This window comes from Burkholderia sp. BCC1208 (genome assembly GCF_902833095.1).
GTDB lineage: Bacteria > Pseudomonadota > Gammaproteobacteria > Burkholderiales > Burkholderiaceae > Burkholderia.
Map to the genome: position 1 here is coordinate 63,449 of NZ_CADFDY010000010.1, position 16,295 is coordinate 79,743.

Consider the following 16,295-nt stretch of genomic DNA (forward strand, 5'->3'; position numbering starts at 1 on the left):
AGTCCGTCCGAGACTACGCGGCCGCCCGCGCCGCGTCGCTTCGAAACGCGCAACGACGCGCCCGTTCACGCAACGCATTCGCAAGGCTGCGCATGCCGTCGCGCCCCCGCATCCGCCACGAGGTCCACGAATGCACATCGCCCTTTCCCGCCATGCGCCGAACCGGCTCGGCACGCTACAGGCGCCCGACGAAGTCGAACGTGCGGTCGCGCACCGGCTCGGGCCGCACCGGATGGCCGCGTCCGGCCGCGATCCGTTTCATGCGGAGCTGTACGAGGTGCCGCTGCATCACGGCGCGCTGCTCGAACTCTGCTACGGCCGCGAAACGCGCATCGATTTCGGCGACGACGCCGATCACTTCCTGTTCCGGCTGACGCTCGCCGGTGCGTGCGAGTTGCAGGCCGGCAGCGTCGTCACGCGCGCCGGCCCCGGCGAGCTGACCGTGTCGTCGCCCGCGCTCGCGAGCCGCCTGCGCACGAGCCCCGATTGCCGCAACCTCGTGCTGCGGCTCGAACGCGGCGCGCTCGAACGCAAGTTGCAGGACATGCTGCAGGCAACGCTCACGCGGCCGCTGCAATTCGACCTCGCATCCGGCCGCGCCGGCGCCGGCGCCGGCGCGGACGCGGCGATCGTGGCGCCGACCTTCGAGTACCTGTGCCGGCTCGGCGCGCAGCCGGGCATCGGCACGGCCTCGCCGGCGTTCGGCGCCGACCTCACCGCGTGGCTGATGTCGCTGCTGCTCACGCACCTGCCGCACGCGTACAGCGACGCGCTGCTGCGTAGCACGCCGCCGCTGCCCGCCCACGTGCGGCGCGCCTGCGCTCACGTCGATGCGCACCTCGGCGAGCCGCTCGCGCTCGCCGCGCTGGCGGCCGTCGCCGGGGTCGCGCCGCGCACGCTGCAGCATGCGTTCCGCGCGTTCCTGCACACCACGCCGGCCGCATACGTCCGCGAGCGCCGGCTCGCCGCCGTGCACGCGGCGCTGCAACGCGGCGACGCGCGCAGCGTGACCGACGTGCTGATCGCGCACGGCATCCATGGCTTCGGCCATTTCGCGAAGGCGTATGCGCAGCGTTACGGCCATGCGCCTTCGGTCACCGCGAGGCAAGCTCGATGACGCACTCCGCCCCCGGCCGGCCGCCGGCCCGCTCCGACCCTGCGCCGCACGACGCGGACGCATCCGACGGCCTGCGCGTGCAGGATCTCGATCTCAACCTGTTGAAGACGTTTCGCGCGGTGTATGAAGAGCGGCACGTCGGCCGCGCGGCGTTGCGGCTCGGCGTCACGCAGCCGTCCGTCAGCTACGCGCTCGGCCGGCTGCGGCTGATGTTTCGCGACGCGCTGTTCGTGCGCACCGGTACCGGCGTCGAGCCGACCCCGCGCGCGCAACGGCTCGCGATCTCGGTCGACAAGGCGCTCGCGATCCTGCAGGACGTGCTCGACGAAGGCTCGCGCTTCACGCCCGACAGCACGCAGCGCGTGTTCCGCCTGCACATGAGCGATTTCGCGGCGAGCGCGTTCCTGCCGACGCTGCTCGCCGCGTTCGACCGGCGTGCGCCGGGCGCGGTGATCGAGACGCTGCACGTCGACGAATGCCAGCTCAACGTCGCGCTCGAATCGGGGCGCATCGACTTCGCGCTCGGGCATTTCGCCGATGCGTCGAGCCACTTCCAGCGCACCGCGCTGCTGCACGAGCGCTGCGTGCTGCTGATGCCGCGGCGCACCGCACAGCGCGCCGGGTTGCCCGACGATTTCGTACTCGACGGCGCGGCGCCCGACGCGCTGCGCTTCGTCGCGGTCTCGTCGCATCCGCAATCGATGCAGTTGCTCGAGCGGCACGAACTGATGCCGCGCGTGCGCGCGGCGCTGCCCGATTTCATGGTGGTGCCGGCGTTGCTGCAGGACGGCGATTACGCGCTGATCCTGCCGGAGACGATCGCGATCACGTTCGCCGCACGCCAGCCGTGCGTGCTGTACGAGATCGCCGGCGCCGCCGAATGGGCCGTCAACGCGTACTGGCATCGCCGCTTCGACGCGGATCCCGGCCATCGCTGGCTGCGTGCGCTGCTGCTCGAACTGTTCAATATCGGCGAGCAGGCGCCGTTCGACGCATGGCTCGCGCCGCAGCCGCCCGCCTGCGCGTAGCGGCGCAAGCGGGGCCGCCGAAACGGTCAGAACGACGTGAGGATACCCGCGACGAGCGAGCTCGCGGTCGCGCCGGGCTTCGCCACCGCGACGCCGCCGCCCGCCGCGCCGTTGACGACGAAGCGTGCATGCGCGCCGTTGCGCACCATCGCGGCGCCCGTGTACAGCACCGTGCGCTTCGACAGCGGATAGTCGAAGCGGATGCCGTACGAATCGGCGTTGCCGTCGCTGTCGGCCACCTTCCGGTAATGGCCGACGCTCAGCAACAGCGACGCGCGCCCGATCGGCACCGTCGCGCTGAGTTCCATGATGTCGCTGTGCGGATAGGCGCTCTGGCTGTCGATCGCGGTCGCCACGTCGGGGCCGCCGCGATGGCGCATGTACAGCGCGGCCACCTTCACGACGTTGAAGTCGTACGAAATCGCGCCGAGCGTGTAGTTGCCGTTCGCGGCCGGGCTCGTGTTGCCGAGCGCGGACGCCGCGACCGGGCTGAACTTCTGCTGCATGTAGTCGACGTCGACCGACAGGCCGCCGTGCACGTAGTTGAGCCCCGCGCCGTACGTGTCGCCCAACGTCGCCGGCTGCCCGGCCGCGCCGTTCGTGCCGCGCGCGGCCATCGCGCGCAGCATGAAGCCCGCGTAGCGCGGCGACGTGTAGCGCATCGAATTGCGCACGCGCAGGAACGCGGGCCCGACGAAGTTGTTGGTCGCGTTGCCCCAGGCGAGCCCCGCGCCGAGCCCGGGCAGGCTGTACGTGACGAGCGTCGTATGCACGATCGTGTAGAGCTCGCCGAACTGCACGCCGCCGAACGGCCCGGTGATGCCGACCCACGCTTCGCGGCCGAACAGCGCGCTGCTGTTCGACAGTGCACCGCTCGCCGCGTTGAAACCGTCCTCGAGCTTGAAGATCGTCGCGTAGCCGCCGCCGAGATCCTCGACCCCCTTCAGCCCCCACTGCGACGCCCACAGGTTGCCGCTGCCCATGCGGGCCACGTGGTTCGGCCCGGCGTTCGCGTATTCGATCGCGGTGTCGATGCGGCCGTAGAGCGTCACGCTCGATTGCGCGACGGCAGGCAGCGTCATGCACGCGAGCAGCGCGGCAAGCGGTACGGCAAGCCGGTCGGCCCGCCCGTTCGGTTGGTTCATGTTCGTCGTCCCGTAGAAGTGGCGGCGCCGGTCGGCCACGCGCCGCGCGGTGTGAAGCGCGTTCGCCGCGAGCGGCCAACGCTGCCGATAAAAAACCGGCCGAGTCTAGGAACGACAATTTCGGACGTCGACGCAATGCGCTCTATAACGCTTATAGATGCGCCGCATGAAGCGCAGGCTCCCCGCCGCACGCGCGCTGCGCGGCGGCCCGCGCGCACGGCCTCGGTGTTTTCTTTATCCGGGTCGGTAAATGTCCGTGTGGCGCGGCTGTCACTCCGGCTATGGCGACCGAATTTGGCCGACTACGCTGCGTCTCCGATCGTGTCACCCGCACGCTTTCGCGCCGCGACGGCGCCCGGCCCGCCGGGCCGATGCCGCGCTTTTCCACCGCCCGCTCCTGGAGAACCCGCATGTCCGCATCCACGGCCCGCGCTGCCGACGGCAAGCGCTATACGTACGAATGGTATGTCGTCGTCATCTGCATGCTCGCGTACGTCTTTTCGTTCGTCGACCGCCAGGTCCTCGTGCTGATGATCGAACCGATCAAGCGCGACCTGCACCTGTCCGATACGCAGTTCAGTCTGCTCAACGGCTTCGCGTTTTCGCTGTTCTATGCGGTGATGGGGCTGCCCGTCGCATATCTCGCCGACCGCTATGCGCGCCCGCGCATCATCTCGCTCGGCATCGCACTGTGGAGCGTCGCAACCGCCGCGTGCGGACTCAGCCAGCATTTCGTGCAGATGTTCGTCGCGCGGATGGGCGTCGGCGTCGGCGAGGCCGCGCTGTCGCCCGGCGCGTATTCGATGCTCGCCGACTACTTCCCGAAGGAGAAGCTCGGGCGCGCGGTCGCCGTGTATTCGCTCGGCTCGTTCATCGGCGGCGGCATCGCGTTCCTGATCGGCGGTTACGTGATCGCGCTGCTCAAGCATGCGAGCGCATTCACGCTGCCGGTCGTCGGACAGGTGCATGCGTGGCAGGTTACGTTCCTGATCGTCGGGCTGCCGGGGATCGTCGTTGCGCTGCTGTTCGCCGCGACCGTGCGCGACCCCCAGCGCAAGGGACTCGCGCAGGATCGCTCGGGTGCCGTGCGGCGCGTGTCGATGCGCGATTCGCTGCGCTTCGTCGGCGCCCACCGGCCGACCTTCTCGTGCCACTACCTCGGCTTCTCGTTCTACGCGATGACGCTGTACTGCCTGCTGAGCTGGACACCCGCGTTCTATATCCGCCGCTTCGGAATGACGGCCGTCGAAGCCGGCTACACGCTCGGCATCGTGCTGCTGGTCGCCAACACGGCCGGTGTGTTCTGCGGCGGCTGGCTCAACGACTGGCTGCTGCGGCGCGGCCGCGGCGATGCGCCGATGCGTGCCGGTGCGATCGGCGCCGCCTGCATGGTGATCCCCGCGACGCTTTTCACGCAGTTCGACAGCCTGCCGGCGTCGCTCGCGATGCTGGTCGTCGCGATGTTCTTCGCGTCGTTCCCGATGCCGACGTCGACCGCCGCGATGCAGACGCTCGCACCGAACCAGATGCGCGCGCAGATCTCCGCGCTGTTCCTGCTCGTGTCGAACCTGATCGCGCTCGGAATCGGCACGACCGTCGTCGCGCTGTTCACCGATCGCGTGTTCGGTGCGCCGGCCGCGGTCGGCCATTCGATGTCGATCGTCAACGTCGCGGCGGCCACGCTGGCCGCGCTGCTGCTCGCCGTCGGCTGCCGCCACTATCGCCGCAGCCTCGATCGCGAACGCGGTCACGCATCGGCCGCGGCGCCGCAGGCGGCCGACGCTAGCGCCGCGGTCGCCGTGCGCTGAGACGCCGAGCACGATAGAGCGCCCTGGAATTATCCATCCCACTGATTCCGGCATCGCTTTTTAATCGATTTGATTTATGCGAGGCCCATCCCTATTCTCGATCGCATGACGGCGCGGGGCTCTGCCGCGCCGCTTTCCTCGACCCCTCGGAATTTCCCATGCAAGCGAACCGCCACCAGGTCCGGATCGACGCGTTGATCGACGCGGCGCAGGACATCCGCTGTTTCCGGATCTCGCGCGTCGACGGCCAGCCGTTCGACGCGTACGAACCGGGCGCCCATATCGACGTCACCGCGCCGTCCGGCATCACGCGACAATACTCGCTGTGCGGCAACCCCGACGAACGCGGCAGCTATCTCTTCGCGGTGAAGAAGGAAGCGCGGTCGCGCGGCGGCTCGCGTTCGCTGCACGACGACGTGAGCGTCGGCGCCGAATTGTCGATCGGCACGCCGCGCAACCTGTTTCGTCTGACGGATGACGCGAGCGAGCACGTGCTCGTCGCGGCCGGTATCGGCATCACACCGCTGCTGTCGATGGCGTATGCGCTGAACCAACGCGGTGCGCGCTACCGGTTGCATTACTTCGCGCGCAGCCGCGACCACGCCGCCTTCGTCGACGAACTGTCGGCCGAACCGTTCGCATCGCACGTGACGTTCCACTACGGCGTCGAGCCCGACGCGCTCGCGGCCGAACTCGGCGGCTGCGTCGCGTCGATCGATGCGCACGCACATGTCTATACGTGCGGCCCGGGGCCGTTCATGGACGCGGTCGTCGCCGCGGCCGCCACACGCGTTCCCGACGAGGCGATCCATCTCGAACGCTTCGCGGCGGAACCCGCAACCGCCGATGCGAATGGAGACGTCGACGCGGGCACCGGCCCGGCCGACGGTTTCGAAGTACGCTTGCAACGCAGCGGGCAATCGGTACGCGTGACGCCCGATACGTCGATCGTTGACGCGCTCGCGCGCATCGGCATCGAGGTCGATACGTCATGCGGCGAAGGCGTGTGCGGCACCTGCATGGTGCCCGTCGTCGACGGCGAGCCCGATCATCGCGACCACTGCCTCAGCAAGGCCGAACGCGCGAGCAATGCGGTGATCTGCTGCTGCGTGTCGCGCGCGCGCTCCGCCGTGCTCGTGCTCGATCTCTGAATGACGCATCCGGCGCGCGCCGGCCACGTCACGCGTCGTCGAAACGCTCGACGATCTCGGCGAGCAGCGCGCGCATCCATGCGTTGCCCTCGTCCTCGTGAAAGTGCTCGTGCCAGTGCATCGTCACCGGCGCAGGCGGCAGCGTGACCGGCAGGTCGTACAGGCGGAATGCGTTGTCGCGGTTCAGGATCTGCGCGAGCCGCTTCGGCAGCGTCGCATAGAGATCGGTGACCGACAGTACGCTCGGCAGCGCGACGAAGTGCGGCACCTCGAGCGCGATGTTGCGGCCCACGCCCTGCGCGCGCAACGCGTCGTCGAGCGCGTGGTGGCTGTGCTCGACCGACTTCACGTTGACGTGCGCGGCGCGCACGAATTGTTCGAGATTCAGCGCGGCGGTCGTCGGCAGCCCGCGCCGGCGCCCGGTCATGCACACGTAGGTTTCCTCGAACAGCACTTGATGACGCGTGCGTGGCATCAGCTCCGGCAGGTTGCCGATCGCGAAATCGAGCCGGCTCGCGCGCAGCGCTTCCTCGATCTCTTCCACCGGCAGCGGCTGCACGCTCAGCGTCACGCGCGGCGCACGGTCGCGCAGCGCCTGGCAGATCGCCGGCAGGTACGCCATCTCGCCCGCATCCGACAGCGATAGCCGGAACGTGCGCGTGCTGGTGGCCGGATCGAAGCGCTCCGCGTAGCGCAGCGCGACGCGCACCATGTCGAGCGCCTTGCCGACGATGCCCGCGAGTTCGAGCGCCACTGGCGTCGGCTGCATGCCCGAACGCGTACGCACGAACAGCGGATCGTCGAACAGCGTGCGCAGCCGGCCGAGCGAATAGCTGACCGCCGGCTGCGACAGCGCGAGCCGCTCGCCGGCCTTCGTCAGGCTGCGTTCCTCGACGATCGCCTGGAACACACGCAACAGGTTCAGATCGAGATGATCGACCGACGTCATGACCGCCTCCACTATTCGTCGAATTGATGCGTGAACGCATTCTAAATCAGTGACGCGGATTTTTACGAACGTGCGTGCGGCCTTGCCGTCACGCTTGCGGCCGATGGAACATCTCGTGGATCACGCCACGCAGCCACGCGATGCCCGGATCCGCCGCGAACTGCACATGGGTGTGCATCTGGATCTCGATCGGCGGCAGCACGAACGGCAGCGGAAAGATCCGGAACGCGCGGCCGCGGTTGAAACGCTCGGCGACGCTGCGCGGAAAGATGATCGCCAGGTCGGTGTGCTGCACGATCTCCGGCGCGACGATGAAGTGCGGCAGGCGCAGCACGACGGTGCGCTCGACGTGCAGTTCGTCGAGCCACTTCTCGACCATCCGGTGGCCGGTCGCGTTGCTGCTCGCGTAGACGTAGCGCAGCGCGGTCAGGTCTTCCTGCGTCGGCGCGCGCTTGCGCAGCGGATGGCCCGCCCGCACCATGCACACGTGCTCGTCGGAGAACAGCGTCTCGCTCACGCACCCCGGGCCCGGGTCGGGCACATAGCCGAGCGCGAGATCGATCTCGCCGCCGCGCATCGCGGCGCCGACCGCATCGACCGCCGCGCTCGCGATGTCGACGCGAATGCCCGGCGCGGCTTGCGCGAGCTTCGCGAGCAATGGCGGCAGGAAATAGAACTCCGACATGTCGGACATCGACAGGCGGAACGTGCGGCTGGCGGTGGCCGGATCGAAATGCGCGACCTGCTGCACCGCGAGATCGATGATGCCGAACGCGCGCGTCAGCGGGCCGTGCAACTGGCGCGCCGCATCGGTCGGCGCCATGCCGGCGGGCGTGCGCACGAACAGCGGATCGTCGAACAGGTTGCGCAAGCGCCGCAATGCATGGCTGACGGCCGGCTGCGTGAGCCCGAGCCGCTCGCCGGCCGCGGTGAGGCTGCGCAACTCCGAGATCGCGAGGAACACCCGCAACAGGTTGAGGTCGGTGACGACCGGACGGGATTTGGTCATGGCGCGCTCGTGAGCCGCGGCGGGGGCACGTCGACACGACCGGCAAGCGGTCGCACGACGCGGCGCAGACTACTCGACCGATGTTATCTCAAAACTTTCGCTGGCCATCGGGAAATGCGGCGTGGCGCCGGTAAACGGCGGCAAGGCGTCGAAATCCCTGCGCATCAGCATGCGGACCGGCGACGCCAGCGCGTGCACCAGCGCGTCGGCATCGTCGAACACGACCTTGTTGCGCTGCATCGCCTTCGCACGCGGCACCCGCAGCGCGCTCCGGTAATCGACGCGCGTATAGATCTCGATCGCGCGGATGCCCGGCAACTGCGCCATCAGCGGCGGATGATGATCGAGGTAATGCGACAGCCACGCGTTCGGATCCTCGGCTTCACCCTCATAGCTGACGAGATAGGTGCAGCTTTGCGCAGCCGCGCCGGAGCCGGGCAGCGAAACCCGGCGCACGGCCATCGCCTGCTGCACGACACGCCGCCCCGCCGCCTGCCATCGCATCGCGCACGCATGCGCGGCACCGGTCGGCGCGAGCATCGCCTCGAGCGTGTCGAGTTCGCGGAAATAGCCTTGCAGCACGCACGCGGGCGATGGCGGACGCGCGATGGGGTCCGCATGGTCGGCCGCCGCCGCGACGGGCCGATGCACGACCAGCCGCTTCAGCCCGGGCGCCACACGAAGCGCCGCCACTGCATCGTCGATGCCGGGTAGCGGCCGCTCCGCATCATCGTCGCCGCCATGGTCGACGATCAGGAACAGGCAAACTTCCATCCGTCACCCCGCCTGCGCGGCCAGCGGGTGCGCGAGCCGATGGAACGCGCGGCCGAAATAGATCAGCCCGTCGGCGGCCGCATGCAGCGCGATGTGGTCTACCTCGACGAACATCACCGAATGCGAGCCGACCGACTTGCTGTCGATGATGCGCCCTTCGAGGCTGACGTTCGCATCGGCCAGCACCGGCACGCCGGTTTTGCCGTCCCGCCAGCGCGTGTCGTCGAAGCGCGCGTCGCCCGGCGCCGGCGTCATGCCGGCGAACGTCGTCGCGACTTCCTGGCACGCGGAGGGCAACAGATTGATCGCGACGCGCCCGTTGCCGCGCATGATGTCGTGCGCGCGGCTGCCGCGGTTGATGCACACCAGCATCGTCGGCGGCGTGTCCGTCACCGAGCAGACGGCGCTCGCGGTGATGCCCCAGCGGCCATGCGCGCCGTCGGTGGTAATGACGTTGACGCCGGCCGGCAGGCGCGACATCGCCTCGCGAAAATCCCGGCGGACGTCGTCGTGAAGCGTTGCATCGTTCATCTCATACTCCTGCTGCGAGGAATCGGTGTGGCGGCCGATCACGGATACGGCGTGACGGGTGCGATGCCGGCGAACACGGCGCCGGAGCCGTCGTAGGTCGCTTCGCCGAGAAACGCGTGCTGCGTGACCACGATCGAATCGCGCACCAGTTGCTGCAGACGGTTCTCGCGATAGATCGCGGCCGTCCCGGCCAGTTGGTATGCCTGCATCACGACCTTCGCGCATACCTGCGCGGCATGCGTCGCGCTCAGCCGCAACAGGTTCGCCTGCTGCGACGACACCGGCCGGCCGGCGGCCAGCGACGCCCACGCCGCCTCCGCCGTCTCGTAGAAGAACGCGCGCGCGCTGCGCCAGTCGGCCTCGGCCTTCGCGAGCCCTTCGCGGTAGTACGGGCGATCGGCGAGGCGAGGCGCGCCGGTGGTCGTCTTCGTCGCGCCCGACATCGCGGTAAGCAGGTCGAGCGCGGCCCGCGCGATGCCGACGTTCACGGCCGCATGCACCTGGGCCTGGTATGCAACGGCCGGATAGTGGTACAACGGCTCGTCGACGTTAGGCTCGCCGCCGCGCACGAAGGTCCATGCGTCGGCGACGAACCGGTCGTCCAGCGCTAGATCGTGACTGCCGGTGCCCTGCATGCCGACCACGCGCCAGTTCTCGACGATCTCGACGTCGGCGGCCCGAAACACGGCCGTGAACGGCTTGCCCGGCGCGCCGCCGTCGCCCGGCGCACCGCCGATGCCGACGCCGATCCAGTCCGCGCCCTTGCAGCCGCTCGCGAAGCGCCAGCGGCCCGTCACGCGGTAGCCGCCCGGCACGCGCCGCGCCGGTTGCAGCGGATAAAGCCCGCCCGCGAACACCTGGTCGGGGCCGTCCGCGTAGATCGTGCGCTGCGTGTCGAGCGGCAGCGCGGCGAGATAGGTATTGGCCGAGCCGAACGCCGCGACCCACGCCGCCGACCCGTCGGCGATCGCGATCCGTTCAAGCATCGCGAGGAACACGTGCGGCGGCAGCGCGTCGCCGCCGAAGCGCGCCGGTGTGCCGGCGCGGAAGATGCCCGCGCGCTTCATCATCGCGATCACGTCGCGCGGCACGTGCGACAGCCGGTCGAATTCGTCGCGCCTGCGCTCGACCTCGGCGATCACTGCATCGAGCGGCAGCGGCGAACGGTCGACCGGTTGCGGCGGAACGGGCGCGTCGCCGGACACGACGGCGCGGATGGCGGAGTTGGCTTGCATGATGACTTCCTGAAAGGACGAAGGGTCCGAAGCAAGGACGGTGCGACGCTCAGCGCGATCGGGCCGCATCGCGCATCGCCTTCGGATGGGTTTCCGGCGCGAGGCAGGTCGCGACGACCGTGATCGCGCCGAGGATCACGAGATAGATGACGATCGGCGTCGCGCTGCGGTAGTGCGCGAGCAGCGCGGTCGCGATCACCGGTGACAGTCCGCCGCCGAGCACCGACGCGATCTCGCGGCCGATGCCGAGCCCCGAGAAGCGCAGGTGCACGGGCAGCAGCTCGCTGATGAACGCCGGCTGCGCACCTTCGAGGATGCCGATCGCGACGCTGTTGGCGAGGATCAGCGCGACGATCACGTGCGAGAACGTGTGCGACTGCAGCAGCGTGAAATACGGATACGCGACCAGCACGACGGCCACGGCGCCGAGCAGATAGACGGGCTTGCGGCCGATCCGGTCTGTCAGGCGGCCCGCGAGCAGCGTCACCGGAATCATCAGCAGCATCGAGATCACGAGCCCGCTCAGCAGCCACGATGCGTCGAGGCCGATGAACTTGCCGTATGCGAGCGAGAACGCGAAGAACAGGTAGGACACCGCGCCTTCGCCGAAGCGCAGCCCGAACACGGTCAGCACTTCGCGCGGGCATTCGCGCAGCACGTCGACGAGCGGCGTCGCGCTGGCCTGCTGCGTCGAGCGCGCTTCGGCGAACGCAGCGCTTTCGCCGATCGAGCGGCGCATCCACAGGCCGAAGCCGACCAGCACGATGCTCGCGAGGAACGGGATGCGCCAGCCCCAGCGCTCGATGTCGGCCGCCGGCAACTGCTGCACGAGCAGGAACGCGGCGGTCGACAGCACGAAGCCGAACGCCGCGCCGCACGGGCTCCACGCGGCCAGCGCGCCTCGCCGGTCGGCCGGTGCGTTCTCGTGGATCAGCAGGATGCTGCCGCTCCATTCGCCGCCGGCGGCGAGCCCCTGCAGCACGCGCAGCAGCACGAGCGCAACGGGCGCGGCGACGCCGATCTCGCGATAGGTCGGCAACAGCCCCATCCCGACGGTCGCCGCGCCCATCGTCAACATGGTCAGCATCATCACGGTCTTGCGGCCGTAGCGATCGCCGATGTGCCCGCACAGCAGGCCGCCGATCGGACGCGCGACGAAGCCGACCGTGAAGCCGCCGAACGCGGCGATCGTGCCGGTCAGCGGATCGCTGCCGACCGGAAAGAACAGCTTGCCGAACAGCAGCGCGGCGGCCGTCCCGTACAGGAAGAAGTCGTACCATTCGAGTGCCTGCCCGAGCACGGCGGTCGTGACCGCACGTCGGACCGAGCTGGTGCCGCGGGAAACGGGCAACGTAACCGCTGACAGGGGCGCTGGTGAGTTCATGGGGAGCCGGGAATAAGTTCAGTTGTCCTGCCTGTCCGGTGTCGGGCGGCAGGTCCGCGATCGAATCCGTTCACTGCGTCCGAACCACGATAAGAGCGCAGCCGGATGCGGTCAAATTCCCGCCAAAAATGGCGCTCATGAATCGCATTCATGCGCACGCCACGCCGCGAGTCGCCCGTCTAATTATCCATACCGCTTATTTGATCGCCTTTTTTAGATCAATTTGACGGATGTAATCGCGACGGCGAAACTGGTTCCGCTATCCGCACGAGGTCCGCCCGACCGGGCCTTGCACTTCCTCGCGACTCTTTCCCCACGACGACGATGAGCGACATTCCCTACCAGACGATCGACACCCGCGCGTTGCATGGTCTCGCGCAGCCCGACCGCATCGCGCCCGCGATGTATCACGATCCCGCGCTGTTCGAAGCCGAGCTCGACCGCATCTTCTACCGCACCTGGATCTGGGTCGCGCACGAGAGCGAACTGCCGAACCCGGGCGACTTCATCACGACGACGATCGGCCGCCAGCCGGTGATCGTCGTGCGCGACAAGACCGGCGAGATCAACGTGCTGCAGAACCGCTGCCGCCATCGCGGCGCGACCGTGTGCGAAGCGCACAAGGGCAACGCGAAGGGCTTCACGTGTCCGTATCACAGCTGGTCGTACGCGCTCGACGGCACGCTGCGCGCGCTGCCGTACGGCGACGGCTACGAAGGCGTGTGCGAGAAAGGCGATCTGCCGCTCGTGAAGCTGCGCGTCGGCGTGTATCAGGGGCTGATTTTCGCGAGCTTCGACGATGCGATCGAGCCGCTCGAGGAATTCCTCGGCGGCGCGAAGCCGTGGATCGACCTGTTCATGAAACAGGGCGCCGGCTACCCGATCAAGGCGAACGGCGAGCACAAGTTCAAGTTCAAGGGCAACTGGAAGATCCAGCTCGAGAACACCACCGACCTCTACCACTTCCCGGTCGTGCACAAGTCGTGGATGAAGTCGATCGACGACGAGACGGCCGCCGCGATCACGAGCTTCATGACGAGCGAGGACGCGTTTTGCCGCGCGCTCGGCAACGGCCACAGCCTCGCGGTGCTGATGCCCGAGCTGATCGATCTCGACGAGGACGACGGCGCGCCGCTGCCCGAGCGCTTCGCACCGCTCGCCGCGAAGCTCGCCGAGCGCCATTCGCCGGACGAAGTGCGCCGCATCGTGCGCTCGCTGATGGGCGTCGGCTTCAATCTGAACCTGTTCCCGAACCTCGCGCTGTCGATGGCGTTCTTCCGCGTGCTGCGGCCGATCTCCGCGAACGAAACCGAGATCCGCCACGTCGCGCTCGCAATGGACGGCGGCCCGGACGAAGCGAACCGCGAGCGGCTTCGCATCCATGAACACTTCCAGGGCCCGTTCGGCTTCGGCAGCCCTGACGACGCGGAAGCCTGGGAACGCGTGCAGCGCGGCGCGCACGCGGGCCCCGACGTGCCGATCCTCGTGAATCGCGGGCTGAACCGCGAGACGACCGCCGCGAACGGCGAAAAGACCGCGCACGCGACCGACGAAACCGGCATGCGCGAGGCCTACCGGCAATGGCACAACATGATGGAGCAGCAATGATGGACGACCGCAACGCTCTCTTTTCCGAGCAGACCTTCGCCCGCGCGGTCGAATTCGTGTGGCGCGAAGCCGAGATGCTCGACCGCCGCGACTACCGCGCGTGGCTCGACCTGTGGGATCCGGCCGGGCACTACGTGGTGCCGATCGATCCCGACACGACCGATTTCGCGGCGACGCTGAACTACGTGTTCGACGACCGGGACATGCGCGAGAAGCGCGTGCAGCGGATGGTGTCCGGCTATTCGGCGTCGGCCGTCGACGCGGCGCGCACGGTGCGCACCGTGTCGCGCTTCACGCTGGAAAGCAGCGGCGCCGACACCGTCGAGCTGAAATCGGCTCAGGTCGTCGTCGCATACAAGCGCGGCGTCGCGACGCTGTTCGCGGCCGACGTCACGCACAAGCTGCATGTCGATGCCGACAGCGAGATACGGATTGCCGAGAAAGTCGTGCGCCTGATCGACTCGACCGAAGCGCTCAGCGCGATCGGCTTCCTGCTGTAAGCCGTGACCGGTTCACCGCTGCACGTGCAAAGGTGAACCGGTCACCTTCACCTTTCCGGACCCTCATGCCCACACTCGAAGTTTTCCTGCCGGCCGGTCATGACGACGCGCGCAAGGCCGAGCTGATCGCCAGGCTGACCGGTGCGACCGTCGACGCGATCGGCGCACCGGTCGAATCGGTGCGCGTGCTGCTCACCGAACTGCCCGCGACGCATATCGGCCTCGGCGGTCGCAGCGCCGCGGACGGCGCGCCGCCATCGCTGCCGGTGATCGTCGCGATCCTGATCGCCGGGCGCACCGACGAACAGAAACGCGCGCTGATCGCCGCGCTGTCCGACGCAGGCGCGAACGTGCTCGACGCGCCGCTGCACGCGACGCGCGTGATCATCAAGGACATTCCGAACACGGACTTCGGCATCGGCGGCCGGACCGCGCGGGCGCTGGGGCGCTGACCATGCGCCGCGCATCGCCGCCCCGCCGTGATGCGACGCAGCCGCTAGGCGGGTGCGTCGGCGAGCGGCAGCGTCACGCGGCAGTCGAGCCCGCCGCCCGCGGCCGGGCTCGCGGCAATTCGCCCGCCGTGGCGCGTGACGATGCTCTTGCACAGCGACAATCCGATCCCGTTGCCGCCCACCTTAGACGACGAGAAGCCGTCGAACAGCTGCTCGTGCGCACCGGCTTCGATGCCCGGTCCATCGTCGATCGCCCGCAACTCCGCATGGCCGGCCACGTTCGCGGTGCCGAGCGTCAGCGTGCGCGGCATGCGCTCGCAGCTGGCGAACGCCTCGATCGCATTGAACGCGAGATTCAGGATCACCTGCCCGATCAGCACGCGCTCGCAGCGGATCGGCAGCGGCGCATCGGCCTGCACGATCGCGACCGTCACGCCGGCCTCCTTCGCGCGCAGCTCGATGAAGTACGCGACGTCCGCGAGGATGTCGCGCAGGTCGGCCCGCGCCACGGCCGGCTCGCGCTTCACGATGAATTCGCGCACGCTCTTGATGATCAGTGCCGCATGTTCGGCCTGCCGGTCCGCGCTGCGCAGCCCCCAGATCGCGTCGTCGACGGCGCCGTTGCCGTTCAGCCGCCGCACCGCGCCTTCGATGAAATTGCGCACGGCCGCGAGCGGCTGGCTCAGTTCGTGCGCGATCACGGTCGCCATCTCGCCCATCGCGTTGTAGCGGCCCGCGTATTCGAGCATCCGCGCCTCGGCGCGCCGCGCGTCCTCGATCGCGACTTCGTCGCTCACGTCGCGGAACTGCACGAGCAGCCCGTCGAGATCGTCCTCGATCTCGACCTGCCGGCACAGGATGCGCAGCCAGCATGCCGAGCCGTCGCGCCGCACGATCCGGTAGCGCTGCGGCGCGGACGGGTGCGCCGACGGTGCATCGCGCAACTGCGCGACGAGCCGGTCGCGATCTGCCGCGCAGCAGTAGTCGAGCACCTCGCCGGGCGGATCGTCGGGCGCGAGCCCGAGCAGGCGGCGGCCCGACTCGCTGATGAACTGCACACCGCCGTGCGGCGTCACGACCGCGATGCCTTCGTCGAGATCCTGCATGAACTCGCGCAGCCGCGCCTCGTAGCGGCGCAACTGCTGGCGAACCGCCTCTTCCGCGCTGATGTCGCGGAACTGCACCATCACGACGTCGCGCCCGCGCAGCGGCACGTAGGTCGCGGTGGCCTCGGACAGCATGTCGACGCCCGTACGCGATCGATAGCACCATTCGTACACCTGCGGCCCATCCACGAGCGCACGATCCCAAGCACTGACCGCGATTTCGCGGCGGTACTTCGGCTCGGGGCGCGTCATGTCCGGCGCCTTCAGCGGCAGCAGTTCCTCGACGGAAAAGCCGAGCGCGATGCACGCGGCGCGATTCGCCCACACGATCGCCCTGGTGCGCGCGTCGTGCAGCAGCACGCAAGTGGTCAGCGCGTCGAGCAGCCGGTGGAAATCGTCTTCGTCGGGAAAACTCATGATCGGATTCGAAGGAAGGCGCGCGGCATCGCGCGGCCGGAAACCCAACATAGCACCGGCGCGCGCCGATCGCATCTGAAG

At 68.8% G+C, this 16,295-nt stretch carries 15 protein-coding genes; 7 read left to right on the forward strand and 8 right to left on the reverse strand.

Going from position 1 to position 16,295, the window contains the following annotated elements; all coding sequences use genetic code 11:
- Positions 1-130: 130 nt before the first annotated feature.
- Both HWX09_RS23815 and HWX09_RS23820 read left to right on the forward strand, forming a co-directional pair.
- Entirely contained in the window at positions 131-1,117 is a 987-nt protein-coding gene (locus HWX09_RS23815) for an AraC family transcriptional regulator (protein WP_027782341.1), read from the forward strand.
- Positions 1,114-2,145 carry a LysR family transcriptional regulator gene (locus HWX09_RS23820; RefSeq protein WP_027782340.1) on the forward strand — a complete coding sequence of 344 codons (1,032 nt, stop codon included), beginning with the start codon at positions 1,114-1,116 and terminating at the stop codon, positions 2,143-2,145. The genes HWX09_RS23815 and HWX09_RS23820 overlap by 4 nt, the downstream gene beginning before the upstream one ends.
- 26 nt (positions 2,146-2,171) lie before the next feature.
- Here HWX09_RS23820 and HWX09_RS23825 read toward each other — a convergent pair whose 3' ends face one another.
- Complete coding sequence (locus HWX09_RS23825) at positions 2,172-3,290, reverse strand: porin (protein ID WP_027782339.1); 1,119 nt, start codon at positions 3,288-3,290, stop codon at positions 2,172-2,174.
- A 410-nt stretch (positions 3,291-3,700) separates the two neighbouring features.
- On the opposite strand from HWX09_RS23825, the gene HWX09_RS23830 reads away from it, so the two are divergent.
- Positions 3,701-5,098 carry an MFS transporter gene (locus HWX09_RS23830; RefSeq protein WP_027782338.1) on the forward strand — a complete coding sequence of 466 codons (1,398 nt, stop codon included), beginning with the start codon at positions 3,701-3,703 and terminating at the stop codon, positions 5,096-5,098.
- Between the two features lie 158 nt (positions 5,099-5,256).
- Positions 5,257-6,249, forward strand: a complete 993-nt coding sequence (locus tag HWX09_RS23835) for a PDR/VanB family oxidoreductase (RefSeq protein ID WP_027782337.1) — start codon at positions 5,257-5,259, stop codon at positions 6,247-6,249.
- Between the two features lie 28 nt (positions 6,250-6,277).
- Here HWX09_RS23835 and HWX09_RS23840 read toward each other — a convergent pair whose 3' ends face one another.
- The 6 genes from HWX09_RS23840 to HWX09_RS23865 form a co-directional block, all read right to left on the reverse strand.
- Positions 6,278-7,198, reverse strand: a complete 921-nt coding sequence (locus HWX09_RS23840) for a LysR family transcriptional regulator (RefSeq protein ID WP_027782336.1) — start codon at positions 7,196-7,198, stop codon at positions 6,278-6,280.
- An 88-nt stretch (positions 7,199-7,286) separates the two neighbouring features.
- Positions 7,287-8,207 (reverse strand): LysR family transcriptional regulator, encoded by a 921-nt coding sequence (locus HWX09_RS23845; RefSeq protein ID WP_027782335.1) that lies wholly within the window; start codon positions 8,205-8,207, stop codon positions 7,287-7,289.
- Positions 8,208-8,276: 69 nt separating this feature from the next.
- Positions 8,277-8,981, reverse strand: coding sequence for a hypothetical protein (locus HWX09_RS23850; RefSeq protein ID WP_027782334.1), 705 nt, complete (start codon positions 8,979-8,981; stop codon positions 8,277-8,279).
- 3 nt (positions 8,982-8,984) lie between these two features.
- A complete protein-coding gene (locus tag HWX09_RS23855; protein WP_027782333.1) occupies positions 8,985-9,512 on the reverse strand; it encodes a flavin reductase in 528 nt (175 codons plus the stop codon).
- A gap of 38 nt (positions 9,513-9,550) precedes the next feature.
- The gene (locus tag HWX09_RS23860; protein ID WP_027782332.1) at positions 9,551-10,747 is read right to left on the reverse strand and encodes an acyl-CoA dehydrogenase family protein; all 1,197 of its coding nucleotides are present in this window, start codon (positions 10,745-10,747) and stop codon (positions 9,551-9,553) included.
- A 49-nt stretch (positions 10,748-10,796) separates the two neighbouring features.
- Complete coding sequence (locus tag HWX09_RS23865; RefSeq protein WP_027782331.1) at positions 10,797-12,131, reverse strand: MFS transporter; 1,335 nt, start codon at positions 12,129-12,131, stop codon at positions 10,797-10,799.
- Positions 12,132-12,455: 324 nt separating this feature from the next.
- Here HWX09_RS23865 and HWX09_RS23870 point away from each other — a divergent pair, with 324 nt between their 5' ends.
- The 3 genes from HWX09_RS23870 to HWX09_RS23880 all read left to right on the forward strand — a co-directional run bounded on the left by HWX09_RS23870 (position 12,456) and on the right by HWX09_RS23880 (position 14,691).
- Positions 12,456-13,739: an aromatic ring-hydroxylating dioxygenase subunit alpha gene (locus tag HWX09_RS23870; RefSeq protein WP_027782330.1), complete on the forward strand. Its 1,284-nt coding sequence runs from the start codon at positions 12,456-12,458 to the stop codon at positions 13,737-13,739.
- Positions 13,736-14,239 carry an aromatic-ring-hydroxylating dioxygenase subunit beta gene (locus HWX09_RS23875; RefSeq protein WP_027782329.1) on the forward strand — a complete coding sequence of 168 codons (504 nt, stop codon included), beginning with the start codon at positions 13,736-13,738 and terminating at the stop codon, positions 14,237-14,239. Before HWX09_RS23870 ends, HWX09_RS23875 begins: the two co-directional genes overlap by 4 nt.
- Positions 14,240-14,304: 65 nt before the next feature.
- Positions 14,305-14,691, forward strand: coding sequence for a tautomerase family protein (locus HWX09_RS23880; protein WP_027782328.1), 387 nt, complete (start codon positions 14,305-14,307; stop codon positions 14,689-14,691).
- A 44-nt stretch (positions 14,692-14,735) separates the two neighbouring features.
- Here the strand turns inward: HWX09_RS23880 and HWX09_RS23885 are convergent, their stop codons facing one another.
- Entirely contained in the window at positions 14,736-16,289 is a 1,554-nt protein-coding gene (locus HWX09_RS23885; RefSeq protein ID WP_027782327.1) for a PAS domain-containing sensor histidine kinase, read from the reverse strand.
- Positions 16,290-16,295: the final 6 nt, after the last annotated feature.